The organism is Rhizobium esperanzae, assembly GCF_002204185.1.
Classification (GTDB): Bacteria; Pseudomonadota; Alphaproteobacteria; order Rhizobiales; family Rhizobiaceae; genus Rhizobium; species Rhizobium esperanzae.
On sequence record NZ_MXPU01000006.1, the window covers coordinates 100,197 to 112,680 of the forward strand.

The window sequence follows — 12,484 nt, forward strand, 5'->3', positions numbered from 1 at the left end:
TGATGACAAGCCAAGTAATGTCTCCGTCCGATGAAGGCGGGCTGGAGACGATCAGCGCCGTCCTGCCGGCAGGGAGCACGATCCATGCCTGGATAAAGGCTTCGCATGGCGCCGCCCCGGGAAGGCTGACCGCTCAAGTCGACGGCGATCCGGTCTGTACCGTCGAAACATCAAATCCTCATGAATTCGAGTTTCGGCTGCTGACGCTGGAGCGCGGTGGAGATACCGCCTTGTCCTACGATCCCGCTGCGACGTGCGTCTCGCTTGTCTATGCCTTCTCTCAGCCCCGCGTTCTCGATGAGGGCATTCGACTGCTGCATGTCAGGCCGTCCAATGCGGCGCCCGACGTTCCCGGCGGCTATCATTTCCGCCCGCCTTTCGGCTGGATGAACGATCCCAACGGATTTGGAAGATTCGGTGGCAGGGTGCACCTGTTCTACCAGCACTATCCGCATAACCTTCGGTGGAACAACATGCATTGGGGGCATGCGGTCTCGGACGATTACCTCCGCTGGACGCATCTTCCGATCTTTCTTCCGCCTTCGGATGCCCTCGCCGCACGGGCCGATGGGCGCGGCGGCGCATTTTCCGGCTCGGCGATCCCCCTCGATGGCGCCGGAATTCGCATCTTTTTCACCGAGCATATGAAGCACCGGCAGCCGGAGGAGCAAATTCAGTTCACCGCCACCAGCGGCGATCTCGTCAACGTCGAACCGGCAAACCTGATCCTGCCCGCGCGTCCTGAGGGGCTCGGCCTGACGACTGACTTCCGCGATCCCTATGTCTTCATGGGCCCGGACGACAAATGGAAGATGCTGCTCGGCACGCGGGACCGCGGGGGCGGCATCATCCTGCTTTACGAAACGGACGATCCGGGCGCGGCAACGGGATGGACCTTCCTCGGCATGCTTCACCGCGAGAACCGCTTCGGGATGACGGCGGCGGAGTGCCCTTGCCTGGTGCCTCTCGATGGTCCCGCGAACGATCCGTCGACGCGATGGGCCCTGATCTTCGGTCTTCTCACCAGCCGCGACCCGGCAACGGGCCGGCGCAATATCACTCTTGCCACCATCGGCCGCTTCGATGGTCACAGCTTCTCTGTGGAGTTCGAGCAGGAGCTGGACTTCGGCACCGATGCCTACGCGTTCCAGGCCTTCGTCGACGAGACCGGTCCGGTTGGCATCGCATGGCTGGCGAACTGGACGGATGTCTCAAAGGAAGTCGACATGCCGACGGCGATGACACTGCCGCGGCGGCTGGCATTGCGCGGCGGCGCGCTGACCACGCCACCGATCGCCGATGTCGAAAGTCTGCGGCAGCGCCCATTGGATGCTCAGGGCCTTCTGGACGGCCGTCCGGTCGATCTTGCCAACGGCTCTGTCGAGATCCTCCTCACGCTCAAGGAAGCGGGCAATGCCTTCCATCTCACGTTCGAACATCCCGACGCGACGGTGGCGGTTCAGTTGAATGACGACGGACTGAGCATTCTCTTTTCGGGAGCGGGCGCCAAGACGTCGCCCCGTTACATCGCCGCCGGCGCACGCCCGTCAACTATCCGCATATTCCTCGACGCAGGTTCCATCGAGGTCTTCGGTGATGACGGCCGCTGGACGGGAACCAAGCGGCTGCCGGGGTTCAAGGGGATAAACTCCATGCGTCTCGCCGCGCCGGAGGGACATGTGCTCACCGCCGAAATCTGGCAGCTTGGTCTCTGATCACAGGGAGCCCGGGCAAAAGCACGGCCGCCGAGGCGGCGGCCGTTGCGAAGGAGCATAGCGCACAGAGCGGCTTAGGCCGCCTTGCCCTTGCCCTTGATGTTGGCTGAAGACTCCGCGAGCCGCGTGAGCTTCTTGTCGGTTGCCTCTTCTTCGGCCAGCGTAGCCTGCAGCAGCGGCACGGCATCCTTGAGGCCGAGCTGTTTTGCCCATGCGATCAACGTGCCGTAGCGGGCGATCTCATAATGCTCGACGGATTGGGCGGACGAAATCAGGCCGGCATCGAGGGCAGCGGTGCCCTTGAATTCATCCATGATCTCCTCGGCTTCGGCGATAATGCCCTGGATGGCCTCGCAGGTCTTGCCGCGTGCCGGTTTGCCGATCATCTCGAAAACCTGTTCGAGGCGTTCGACCTGCGCCTGGGTCTCGTCGCGATGCTGCAGGAAACCGGCCTTGCCCTCTTCCGATTGCGCGGCGCGCGCCATCTTCGGCAAAGCCTTCAGGATCTGCTTTTCGGCGTAATAGATGTCCTTGAGAGTATCGAGAAACAGGTCGTTCAGAGTCTTCTCGGTTGCCATTTAGTCCTCCTATGGCGTGTCGTGACGACAATCAACTCTCGCATCGGTCGGATGTTCCGATCGGAAATATGACGCCCCCTTGGCCGGAGGCGCCATCTCTATCCGGCCAAGGAAGAGACCGTTCGACAGTATCGAGACGGCGATCACCCAACGACTACAGGACGCCGTTGTTCCCATGCGCGAGCCGGCGAGCAGTTGCCGCCCCAGCCCGGACTTGTGTCCGGTATCGTACGGCAACGAATAGGAAGCCAGCGACTTTCCTTCTCATCCCAGGAGAGAAAAATGGCTTCCCCGTCTTCACTACGCCCCGCTTCGCATTGTAAAGAGAAATCCGCAATCGAGCGGGAGATCGTCGAACTGACGCCGGCATTGCGCGCCTTTGCCCGAAGGTTCTTGCGCAGCGATGATGACATCGATGACCTCGTTCAGGAAACCTTGCTGAAGGCGCTGAATTCGCTTCATCTCTACCAACCCGGCACCTCCCTCAAATCCTGGCTTTTCACCATCCTGCGAAACACGTTCTGCACCAATTATCGCCGCAAGAAACGCGAGCCGGCTGGAATGGACACGGCGATGGAACAGGTTGCGATCGCCCCGACCCAGGAGTGGGTGCTGCGGGAGCACGAATTGCAGCGGGCCCTGACGCGTCTTTCCGACGACAGGCGCCGGGCTCTGACATTGGTGGCTGCCGGAACGAGTTATGAGGACGCCGCCAAAATGTGCGGGTGCCGGATCGGCACCTTGAAAAGCCGTGTGAGCCGCGCCCGCGAGTGCCTGATTGCGATGCTCGGAAACCATCTCGTCGATTGATCGCCCTGCGCCGGCCGCTTCGCCTGGAGCGGAACAAACGGTCGTGGTCCTGGTTCCAAACCCAAATCGATAGGATCGGCCGATCGAATCGATATGGGCAAACCGCCGGGCCAGGCTGAAGAGTCATGAACGCGCGAAGCCACGCCATCTTTCCCAGAGTTAATCGCGCCGGATGGCTCGATACGCTTCGCGTATTGACGGCGGTCGTGGTCCCGACGGTTGCCAAGGGCATCATCATTCGCCGCCCGACAATGGAGCGTCTGGCGGAGCGGCGGCGCTTCGACACAAACGCCGTGAAACAGATGCAGCGGCTGAAACACAAGTACGGGCCGGCGCCTCTTCTGCTGCCGATCCCATTGCGACCACATCTGCTGATCCTCGATCCGGCCGATGTCGCCACGGTGCTTCAATCTTCGCCCGAACCGTTTGCCGCGGCGACTGCGGAAAAGCATGCGGCCCTTGTTCACTTCGAGCCGGAGAACGTGCTTATCTCATCGGGCTCTCGGCGCGCCGAGCTGCGGCCGGCCCATGAGCACGCCTTGGCAACCGCAGACCGGCTGCATCCATTTGCGGTGCATTTCAAGAATATCGTCGACGCCGAATTTCTGCAGCTCCTGAACCTACCCCGTGAGCTCGATTGGTCGGCCTTTTCGCAGGCCTGGTTCCGGATCGTCCGGCGAGTCGTCCTCGGCGACCGAGCGCGCAACGACGTCACATTGACCGAGACTTTGAACGAACTTCGAGGGAGGGCCAACTGGGCATTTGCCGCCCCGGTCGATCAGCGCAAGCTTGCCCAGTTTCATGAGCAGGTCGGCCGCTATCTGAGAGACCCGGAAAAGCACAGTCTTGTCAACCGGTTTCCGACAGGCGATGGGCTTGCTCCGGAAAGCCAGGTGGCCCAATGGCTGTTCGCCTTCGATGCAGCCGGAATTGCCGTTATGAGGACGCTCGCCTTGCTGGCCTGCCATGTGAGCTACTGGAGCAAAGCCGTGGAAGAGGCCATGGGCGGGAATCTCGATCGGCCCTTCACACGCAGTTGTCTGCTGGAGGCCTTGCGTCTCTGGCCGACGACGCCGGCCATCCTGAGGCAGCTGACCAAGGACATCCAGTCAGGCGACAGGGTCATCGCTCGCGGCACGGGCGTCATCATCTTCGTCCCCTTCTTCCATCGAGACCCCGCGCTCCTCTATGCCAATCGGATGGAACCGAGCATCTGGGGACAGAACGACGCGTTGCCGGCCGCCGGGCTCGTGCCCTTCAGCGCCGGTCCCGTCATTTGCCCGGCACATAATCTCGTGCCGGCGATTGCAAGCTTTGCCGTGGGCACGTTCTTGTCGGCCGCCGATATTGTGCTGCTGCACCCGTCGTTAATCGTCGCCAACCTGCCTGGTACCCTCAATCACTTCGACATCCGGCTGAAGCTGACGGCGCGCCGCAGGGAAAATAGATGATGCCGCAAGGGGAGAACGTCCAGTTCGCGTCGGCTCACAGCCTTTGCATCACGCCGTAGACGAGGATCGAGACGTAAAGCAGAAAGACGATAGCGACCGTCGTCGCGATCACGGCGACGACCAGCCACAGGGTTTTCAGCCCGTCCGGCTGCCGTTTGGCGCTCGGCCACTCCAAGCGGATCGGATTGTCTTTGGGCCATTTCATCAAGGATTGGCTTCCGTTGAAGATTGCGTGGGCCGATTGCTTATATTGCTTGAGTTCCATGAGAGCGTAGCGCCGAACACGATCACGAGTCCAACCAGCAGGATGGCTCCTAAATAGACCATGAAAGCGCGACGATCCGATTCGTCGTTCATCTTTCTCTCCTTCGCCCCTCGAACCAGGCGAAACCCGGAATGTTCCGGTCAACGAATTGAGGAGGGATCTACCAGCGGAGCAGACGAGGTCCGGTCATGGCGCCGACGGCACCGATGAGCAAGATGCCGAGCGTGTACCAGATCAACACGAAAGGCATGCCGTTTTCGGTGCAGAACCAGGAATAAACCCAGGCGCCGGCTCCTCCCGCGGCAATGCCGGCGACAAAGCCGGTCAGCCGCAGATCCACCGGCGCCGCGCGGCGCAGCGCCCAGACCGTGCCGGCATAGACCGGGATCGCAAAGCCTGCGATGAGCGGGGGGCAATGCAGCGCCGAGGAACCGAGGATCAGCAATCGATAGCTCTCGCTCGGCGCCGTCAAGAGCTGGATGACCGCGACGGCCGCCATGGCGGCGAAGATCAATCCAAGCAAACCAAAAAAGCGCCCCTCGGAACCATCGGGTCGGGAAAGCCGAAAAACGGTGGCAAAGGCGGCCGCCGCAATCAGGGCATTATAGGCGGACTTGATCCAGAAGACCGGCAGCGTCAGCACGTTGGGCATATCGACTCGGGGACCAAGAATGATCAGCATCAGCAGAAGGGAAAGTCCGAGGGCCGGCAGTATGCCGAGCGCAAAGTGGCGCCATAGCGCGTTGCGCGGCACCGGCTTGAGGTCGCTTGCCAACCGTTCGATGAGATCGTCTGTCTTTGTCACGATGTGCCTCGCAGTCTTTCTCCAATCACCTTGAGCGCCCGATGGATGCTGACTTTCACCGCCGACTCGGACTGACCGGTGCGGTTTGCGGCGTCCGCGACCGAGCTGCCCTCGAGCTTCACCTGCCGGATCAGTTCCTGCTGTCGCAACGGCAAGCCGTCGAGCAACCGCTCGACATCCATGCGGGCGGTCAGCCGATCCTCGCTGAAGTCGCTTTCGATCTGGTCATCAAGCTCGGTCTCGGCCAGCCTGCGCCCGCCACGGCCGCGATGATGGTCGATCAGCTTGTACCGGGCGATCGAGAAAAACCAGGCGGTAAAAGATCTGTTCCGGTCATAGGTAGATCGCCGGGAATGCAGTGCCAGCAATGTCTCCTGGACCAGATCTTCCATGTCCGCTCTCGTCGCCGCAGCCATCCTGCGGCTGTAATAGCCGACAAGCAGCACGCGCAAAGCCGTCAGCAAACGCCGATAGGCAGCCTCGTCCCCGTCAAGGGACAGAAGCATCAATGCTTTCAGGGCTTCTTCCGAATGGGTGGTGGTCATGCTGTCAAAGAGCTCATTCGTAAAAACGGACAATCGGTTACAGCGAAAACCAAAGATTTTTGAACTGCAGCTCTACCACATGCACGTCAAGCTGTAACGCATTCCGACGCTTGTCGAATGGAGAGGCGTCAGCCACCGGCAGGCGCCGCGGACACGGCAATCCGATTTAGGAGATTTCCGTTGCAAGCTTTTTTACAGCCTTTGCAGCCTGCACGTCATCGTGGTTCTCGCTTGCAGGGGCCGCCTCCTCGAACGGTCGCTTGGTTACAAGGAGGCAAAGCTACTGACCCGGATCGAAGCACTCACGGATCTTGGGGAGCTTTGCGGCGGCAATGGTGGATTCTCGAAGGATCGCGGCTACGATTGGTATGCGGGGATATAGCTGCCGCTGTTATCCCTGAGCAGACGATCGGCCCGAAAGAGCCCATCGCTTCGATTTTCTCAGAGGTCCAATCAGCCGCTCATATTCCTCCTCCGCCCTGCCGTAGGCGTCGGCGGCGAATTCCTCCAGCCCGCCGCGATCTCTGACGATCACCAGCCCTCGGACCGAGCGGATGAAATGGTTGCCTTCGAGCAGATGCAGGGCCGTGGTAACGCTCGGCCGCCTGACCGCCAGCATCAGGGCGATGAATTCATGGGTCAGGGCGAGCTTGTCACCATCAATGCGGTCGTGGCACATCAATATCCAGCGAGCCAGCCGCTCATCGATCCCGTGGATCGCATTGGAGAGCGCGGTAAAACCGGCCTGGGTCGCGAGGACGTGCGTGCTCTTGTGCAGCAGGCTGGTAAACACCGGATGCGTTTGCATCAGATCCAGCAGCTTGTCCTGTCGCAGCCGATAGGCAAAACCCGGCACCTGGACGGTGACCTCGGTTACGCTGATTCCTCCGTCTATCGCTGCCGCGGTGGGTGCAAACCCGTCACGACCGAACAACCCGGCTTCGACGCGATTGCCCTCGGGCGAAATGTTGATGATCGAACCTACTCCCGAGCACGGGAAATAAGCGTAGTCGATCGTTGCGCCGGCTTTGGCCATGACAAAGCCGCGAGGGGTGTCGCACGGTTCGAGATGAGAAACGACAGTTGCAAGCTCTCCCTCAGGCAAGAGGTCGAACAACCGGTTTTCCTTGGTCGGTGTCGTTGCTTCTGTCAATGCTCGCCCTCCGGAAAGTGTGAGGTTTGGAGGCAGCCTGATCGAATCAGATGGGAAAACCGGCCGGTTATCCGGCTCTCCACGCACGCAACTCACGAACCCTCCCTTGGTTCCCGCTTTGAGCGGAATCGACGAAAGGCGTCGTGCAGGACTTGCCGGTGGGGTCGACAAAGACGGCGTTGACGATGACATCGTTCGACAGGCGATCGCCGTCAGGACGCTCATTCCGTCCGCCGATTGTTCTCAAACCTTTGCCGTCTCACCTGCCTCGCGCAGCGAGAGGAACTTCTTCGTCAGAGCGGCGAGATTGTCGTTGATCCATTCCGCCATCGCCAACTCCTCTGCCAGATTGGCCTGAAGCCCGGTCATGGCGGCGCCGTATCCACCCGCCTCGGCAACTGCCAGCAGCGACTTGTAAGCCGCCGCTTCGTAGTGCTCGAAAGCAAAATTGGCAAAGGCGTTCTTCAGTATTTCGTCGCCGGCGACCGTGTGGCCAAGCGCTGCCATCGATCCGGTGAACGACAGCGCCAAGTCCTTCAGCATCGACTTGTCCTCGTTAAGACCGTCGAGAATCTCCTCCAAGCGATTGATCTGCCCTTCAGTCTCGCGGATATGCTGATCTAGCTTTGCTGCGACCTCCGGGTAGTTGTCGATCCGTTTCAACTGGGGCTTCATGATGCTGAGCGCCTGGTTTTCCATGGCATGCGCATTCCTCAGTCCAACGACGAAGACGTCACGAATTTCCTTCTCTGGCATAGCTGGCCTCCTTGTTTGAAAGTCCCTAACCGCAACGACTCCTCCTGGTTCCGGGCGTTTAAAAGGTTGACTGCAACTGTCTTCGATTATGGGAACCGTCCCCCGGTCCGGTTGTTCGGGCGCATTGCCTGCCTCAACCGAGTGAACACGGAGAACGATGATGCGGCTCTTACTCAACCTTTGCCTTCTCTTCTTGGCCGCGGGGCCGTCCTTGGCTGCCGATGAGGCGGCCCGTCGAGCGGCAAGCGATTTCGCCACCACCGCCACAATCTCGAACATGTTCGAGATGGAGGCGGCAAAAATCGAAATTGCTAAGGGGGCGGCAGGTGACGCCAAACAGTTCGCCGACGACATGCTGAACGATCATGAGCGCGCGGGTGCGGTAATTGCCGATGCAGCCAAGAAGGACGGTGTGCAGCTACCGACAGCCATTGGCAACGAGCATAAAAAGAAGCTTGAAGCGCTTCAGCAGAGCGACCTGGAAAATCTCGACCAGGCCTATCTCTCGACGCAAGTGACGGCGCATCAGGATGCAGTGGCGCTTTTTGATGATTATTCACAGAATGGGCCTGATGGGGCGCTGAAGCGCGCGTCGCAGAAGATACTGCCGGACCTTAGAATGCATCTAACCCGAATCCAGGGGCTGGCAGCGAAGTGAGGGACGTGTCTCCGGGAGCAGCATCGCACCCGCGGCTGGCGCCGCTCACGTCCCACGAGGTCGGCGGCGCCCGCAGGCTCAATGCCCTGCTGCGGCTCCTTCCCAGCTATAATACCGATCGACGCTGGAACGCCAAGACTGTGCAGGCCGCTATCCACATAGCGCAACTCCTGGTGCCGGACGGGTTGCGGCGCCACAGGGACGTTGTCACTCGCACTGTCTTGGCCGATGGCAAGCGCATCCGCCTCAGGCTAATCCATCCGAACGGAGCCCGCCGCGGCCTCTACGTCCATTTCCACGGCGGCGCCTGGGTCATGGGCGACGCCCGCCTTGACGACGGCATCACCCGCCCGATCGCCAAAGACTGTCAGGTGGTGGTGGCCGGCGTCGATTTTCATAATGCCGCCGACGACCGGCTAGACCTTGCTCTTCTGGACAGCAAGGCGTCGATCGAATGGCTGGCCGATCATCTTGCCGAGTTCGAGGTCGAGCATCTCGTCCTCGGCGGCGAGTCATCAGGCGCTCAACTCGCTGCAGAAGCGCTTCTTCATCTGCGCCAACGCCGCAAGGCGGAGGCCGTCGTCGCATTTGTTTCGGTGTGCGGCGCTTTCGATCTCGGCGGTTCGCAAAGCCTGCGGCTCTCGACGGGCAGAAGTCTGGTGATAGACGGGCAATCGGCGCTCCGCAATCTGCAGCGACTGACGCCAAGCCTTTCCGGGCGCGAGGCGAAAGGTCCGTTGTCGGCCGATCTCTCGGGCCTGCCTCCGGCCCTGTTGGTCGCGGGGGCGCTCGATCCGATCCTCGACGACAGCATCTTGATGTATGAGCGATGGCAGAGCCAAAACGGCAATGCCGACTGCGTCGTCTTCCCGGAGGCCCCGCACGGCTTCAACCGCTTCCCGACCAAACTGGCAGCCAGAGCAAACAGCCTTGTCAGAGCGTGGATATCGCAGACGCTCGACCGCACTGCGAGTGCGGGTAGGGGCTGATCGAGCGCAGGCCTACGAGTCTGTACGCTATTGCACAATGTATTGCTCAATGATTCTAGAGGTTCGCCCGCAGCAAGGGTCGCATCACAGATGCGCGGATGGACATGGATGACCAACAATTGAAGTTTCGCAATGAACTTTTGCGCGCAATGGGCCCGCAGGAGCAGGAACTCCTGCTGCCGCATCTCGAGCGGGTCGATCTCGAGGTGCCTTTGATCCTTGAAATGGAGAATAGCCCGGTCAGCGACGTCTATATTCTCGAATCAGGGCTTGCCTCGATTGTGGCGAGGTTTCCGGGCGGTCGCGATATCGAAGTGGGCATCGTCGGCCGCGAGGGCATGACGGGCGCGGCAGTGATTCTCGGCGGGAATCAATCCGCGAACCGGACGTTCATGCAAGTCTCCGGTCATGGCTTCAAATTGCCGGCAGTGGTCCTTTCCACCGCGATGGAAGAAAGCCGCCCCTTACGTAGCCTGCTTCTCGCCTATGTCCAGGCGCTGCTTGCCCAGACGACGTCGACGGTGCTCGCCAACGGCCATGCCAAGCTCGAGGAGCGGCTGGCGCGATGGCTGCTGATGGTTCATGACCGGACCGATGGCGCGACCATCTGGCTGACCCACGAGTTTCTCGCGGTGATGCTCGGGGTACGCCGCGCCGGCGTCACGGTCGCGCTGCATCTGCTGGAAGGCAAAGGACTGATCCGGTCCACGCGACGCCAGATCGTCATCCTCAACAGGCGGGGATTGATCGAAGAGGCGCATGGATCCTATGGCGCTGCCGAGGAGGAATATCGGCGGCTGATTGGAAAGGATCTCGCCCGCTCAGCCTGATCCTGGCGTGATGCTCTGCTCGTCCTTCTCGGGCAGCGAGCCGGCGCCGGGCGTTTTGCTTTCGTCTATGAGATGATCCTTGGCGTGAGGACCGGCCGGCGGGTTTTTCCTCGCATCCGCGGTCTCCTTATCGGTTCCTTCGACGTCGGCCCGCGCATTTTCACCGTCGTTCATGAGCTGCTCCTCGTCAGACTGAGATGACCGGCCGGTCGTTTCGATCTCCGCCCCGCCGTGATTGCAGCAGTTGGGGAGAGCCCCTTTTTCGCCGACGCCAAACGCCCGACAGACAACAGCTTGTCCTCGTCGGTCAAGCCGTGACGATAAAGGCGAATGAGCAGCGCGGCGACCTCCTGCATGTCAGGCGAGCGCAAGGGCATGTCGGCCTCGCGGCCGATCACATTCAAAACGGTCTGCAGACGCTGAAGATCGGTTGAATCAAGCGCTTTCAGATGGATGGACTGAGAATCGAGCATGACCCTGGTCCCGAAGCTTTCACCGTGCGTTTAGAATAATGGGACTCAATTGGGGCTGAAACAACTCTTCGTCCTTAATTGTACGGAACTGAACAGTTCACGCACCGTGCTAACGGACGCATGGCCCTCTAGTGATAATAAGACGGGTCTCCTCCGAACAGAGCGGCAATCATCGCGTCGATATCGGAAGGACGCCCGCTGACGACAAAGCCGCCGGGCGGTGTTTCAGACCGCTCGCCATGGGCAAAGATGAAAGGAATTCGGCGCGTCTCCAGCCATTCGTTCATCCAGAGCATGGCTTGGTCGGAAATCGTCACGTCGATGATCACGGCATCGAACAAGAGGCCCTCGCTCAAACACTCAATCGCGCTGGAAACGACGACAGGACCGGCAAGCACCGCCTTTAGCGCGAGAAATGCCTTTCTCGCATCGTTCGAAAGGAAGCCGGCCTCACCGATGATAAGGATCGTCTTGCCGGCAATCGGGCTGAGCGATTTCATGGCGAACTGCCTAATGTAATCCTGGCTTTTGGGTGATCATCCTGTTCACGGCGGTTCGAAGCATCAGGCGGTCCGCGCCTGCACCGTGCCTACCAGATTCGAGCCTATCAGGCGACGTTCATTCGTCGTGATCGCCGAACCGCGGCCGGGTCGCCTTGTTCCCCTGGCGGACCGGATCAAGCCCCGATCGTCCTGTCCGTACGCTTCCGCACCGGCGGTTGAAATCGAAGATCCGCAGTTTAGGATCTTCGCATATATGGGGAGGAAGCGGATGATCCAGCACGCGGGAATCACGAAACCGGCGTTACAGCCTGATGACGTGGCAATGCTGACCACGGTCCTTGAGGAATGGTGTCAGGAGAAATCATGCGTGATCGCCAGCCCGGCCGCCGAACATGTTGCCAGGGAACTCGTATCCTGGTTCGAATGCGGCATCCGGGACAAGCACAAGCTTGCCGGGCTGATGCGGCATGTAAATCTGGATCCGGAGGACCTGCTGATCACACCGGATGCGCCGCCCTGCGCAACTGCACATGAGAAAGTCGGACGGACGAAGCGTCACGATGGATAGAAGCCGGCCAGGCTCTTTTCAGCGGAACCTACCCAACGTTATGGCATTGATTCTGCAACGACGGGGCAGCTGATGCCAAGATTTTGTTTTAACGTCGCTTCAGGCACCGGCACGGTCGTCGATCCCGAAGGTTCGCAACTGGCAACCATCGAAGACGCCGGGCGCGAAGCCGTTCAGGATGAGAGAGCCCTCATGAGCCAAGCGGTTCTTTCGGGGAAAGACACCTCAGCGAGAAAGATCCATATCTACGATGAACAGGGCACCCTGCTTCTGATCGTGCCTTTCGCCGATACGATCACGAGTGCCGAATAGCGAAGCCGTGGACCGCCAGGGCAATCAAACGTTCATATTCCCGCTTCGAAATGCCACACTCCCGGTAGAAATA

18 protein-coding genes and 1 pseudogene are annotated in these 12,484 nt (G+C 60.3%); 9 read left to right on the forward strand and 10 right to left on the reverse strand.

Annotated elements, in window-relative coordinates; translation table 11 throughout:
- Nucleotides 1–2: 2 nt before the first annotated feature.
- Nucleotides 3–1,715, forward strand: a complete 1,713-nt coding sequence (locus B5E41_RS10635; RefSeq protein ID WP_088393772.1) for a GH32 C-terminal domain-containing protein — start codon at nucleotides 3–5, stop codon at nucleotides 1,713–1,715.
- A gap of 74 nt (nucleotides 1,716–1,789) precedes the next feature.
- Here the strand turns inward: B5E41_RS10635 and B5E41_RS10640 are convergent, their stop codons facing one another.
- On the reverse strand, nucleotides 1,790–2,293 hold the full coding sequence (locus B5E41_RS10640) for a YciE/YciF ferroxidase family protein (protein WP_088393398.1): 504 nt from the start codon (nucleotides 2,291–2,293) through the stop codon (nucleotides 1,790–1,792).
- Between the two features lie 282 nt (nucleotides 2,294–2,575).
- On the opposite strand from B5E41_RS10640, the gene B5E41_RS10645 reads away from it, so the two are divergent.
- Nucleotides 2,576–3,103 (forward strand): sigma-70 family RNA polymerase sigma factor, encoded by a 528-nt coding sequence (locus B5E41_RS10645; RefSeq protein WP_088393400.1) that lies wholly within the window; start codon nucleotides 2,576–2,578, stop codon nucleotides 3,101–3,103.
- A 125-nt stretch (nucleotides 3,104–3,228) separates the two neighbouring features.
- Nucleotides 3,229–4,554: a cytochrome P450 gene (locus B5E41_RS10650; RefSeq protein WP_088393402.1), complete on the forward strand. Its 1,326-nt coding sequence runs from the start codon at nucleotides 3,229–3,231 to the stop codon at nucleotides 4,552–4,554.
- A 34-nt stretch (nucleotides 4,555–4,588) separates the two neighbouring features.
- Here the strand turns inward: B5E41_RS10650 and B5E41_RS31640 are convergent, their stop codons facing one another.
- The 4 genes from B5E41_RS31640 to B5E41_RS10660 form a co-directional block, all read right to left on the reverse strand.
- Entirely contained in the window at nucleotides 4,589–4,759 is a 171-nt protein-coding gene (locus B5E41_RS31640; protein WP_155249479.1) for a hypothetical protein, read from the reverse strand.
- Complete coding sequence (locus tag B5E41_RS31645; RefSeq protein ID WP_176439372.1) at nucleotides 4,759–4,911, reverse strand: hypothetical protein; 153 nt, start codon at nucleotides 4,909–4,911, stop codon at nucleotides 4,759–4,761. The genes B5E41_RS31640 and B5E41_RS31645 overlap by 1 nt, the downstream gene beginning before the upstream one ends.
- 68 nt (nucleotides 4,912–4,979) lie before the next feature.
- Nucleotides 4,980–5,624: an NrsF family protein gene (locus B5E41_RS10655; RefSeq protein ID WP_088393404.1), complete on the reverse strand. Its 645-nt coding sequence runs from the start codon at nucleotides 5,622–5,624 to the stop codon at nucleotides 4,980–4,982.
- Nucleotides 5,621–6,169: a sigma-70 family RNA polymerase sigma factor gene (locus B5E41_RS10660; RefSeq protein WP_095999809.1), complete on the reverse strand. Its 549-nt coding sequence runs from the start codon at nucleotides 6,167–6,169 to the stop codon at nucleotides 5,621–5,623. The genes B5E41_RS10655 and B5E41_RS10660 overlap by 4 nt, the downstream gene beginning before the upstream one ends.
- A 247-nt stretch (nucleotides 6,170–6,416) precedes the next feature.
- Between B5E41_RS10660 and B5E41_RS32150 the strand changes: the two are divergent.
- A pseudogene (locus B5E41_RS32150) lies at nucleotides 6,417–6,551 on the forward strand (molybdopterin-binding protein); the annotation flags it as partial.
- Between the two features lie 9 nt (nucleotides 6,552–6,560).
- Here the strand turns inward: B5E41_RS32150 and B5E41_RS10665 are convergent.
- Together B5E41_RS10665 and B5E41_RS10670 are read right to left on the reverse strand one after the other, a co-directional pair.
- The gene (locus B5E41_RS10665; protein WP_088393406.1) at nucleotides 6,561–7,322 is read right to left on the reverse strand and encodes a Crp/Fnr family transcriptional regulator; all 762 of its coding nucleotides are present in this window, start codon (nucleotides 7,320–7,322) and stop codon (nucleotides 6,561–6,563) included.
- Nucleotides 7,323–7,565: 243 nt separating this feature from the next.
- Nucleotides 7,566–8,078 (reverse strand): ferritin-like domain-containing protein, encoded by a 513-nt coding sequence (locus tag B5E41_RS10670; RefSeq protein ID WP_088393408.1) that lies wholly within the window; start codon nucleotides 8,076–8,078, stop codon nucleotides 7,566–7,568.
- A 160-nt stretch (nucleotides 8,079–8,238) separates the two neighbouring features.
- On the opposite strand from B5E41_RS10670, the gene B5E41_RS10675 reads away from it, so the two are divergent.
- The 3 genes from B5E41_RS10675 to B5E41_RS10685 all read left to right on the forward strand — a co-directional run bounded on the left by B5E41_RS10675 (nucleotide 8,239) and on the right by B5E41_RS10685 (nucleotide 10,555).
- On the forward strand, nucleotides 8,239–8,736 hold the full coding sequence (locus tag B5E41_RS10675) for a DUF4142 domain-containing protein (RefSeq protein WP_088393410.1): 498 nt from the start codon (nucleotides 8,239–8,241) through the stop codon (nucleotides 8,734–8,736).
- Nucleotides 8,737–8,741: 5 nt separating this feature from the next.
- Nucleotides 8,742–9,725: an alpha/beta hydrolase gene (locus B5E41_RS10680; protein WP_088393412.1), complete on the forward strand. Its 984-nt coding sequence runs from the start codon at nucleotides 8,742–8,744 to the stop codon at nucleotides 9,723–9,725.
- Between the two features lie 104 nt (nucleotides 9,726–9,829).
- Entirely contained in the window at nucleotides 9,830–10,555 is a 726-nt protein-coding gene (locus B5E41_RS10685; RefSeq protein WP_020919113.1) for a Crp/Fnr family transcriptional regulator, read from the forward strand.
- On the opposite strand, the gene B5E41_RS10690 is transcribed toward B5E41_RS10685, so the two are convergent.
- From B5E41_RS10690 to B5E41_RS10700, 3 genes are all read right to left on the reverse strand, one after another.
- Nucleotides 10,547–10,729: a hypothetical protein gene (locus B5E41_RS10690; protein ID WP_088393414.1), complete on the reverse strand. Its 183-nt coding sequence runs from the start codon at nucleotides 10,727–10,729 to the stop codon at nucleotides 10,547–10,549. The two genes, B5E41_RS10685 and B5E41_RS10690, sit on opposite strands and share 9 nt — an antisense overlap.
- Nucleotides 10,726–11,028 carry a hypothetical protein gene (locus tag B5E41_RS10695; RefSeq protein WP_088393416.1) on the reverse strand — a complete coding sequence of 101 codons (303 nt, stop codon included), beginning with the start codon at nucleotides 11,026–11,028 and terminating at the stop codon, nucleotides 10,726–10,728. The genes B5E41_RS10690 and B5E41_RS10695 overlap by 4 nt, the downstream gene beginning before the upstream one ends.
- A gap of 128 nt (nucleotides 11,029–11,156) precedes the next feature.
- Nucleotides 11,157–11,528 (reverse strand): hypothetical protein, encoded by a 372-nt coding sequence (locus tag B5E41_RS10700; RefSeq protein ID WP_088393418.1) that lies wholly within the window; start codon nucleotides 11,526–11,528, stop codon nucleotides 11,157–11,159.
- Nucleotides 11,529–11,799: 271 nt separating this feature from the next.
- Here B5E41_RS10700 and B5E41_RS10705 point away from each other — a divergent pair, with 271 nt between their 5' ends.
- The gene (locus B5E41_RS10705) at nucleotides 11,800–12,099 is read left to right on the forward strand and encodes a hypothetical protein (protein WP_088393420.1); all 300 of its coding nucleotides are present in this window, start codon (nucleotides 11,800–11,802) and stop codon (nucleotides 12,097–12,099) included.
- A gap of 72 nt (nucleotides 12,100–12,171) precedes the next feature.
- The gene (locus B5E41_RS10710; RefSeq protein ID WP_088393422.1) at nucleotides 12,172–12,411 is read left to right on the forward strand and encodes a DUF6894 family protein; all 240 of its coding nucleotides are present in this window, start codon (nucleotides 12,172–12,174) and stop codon (nucleotides 12,409–12,411) included.
- Nucleotides 12,412–12,484: the final 73 nt, after the last annotated feature.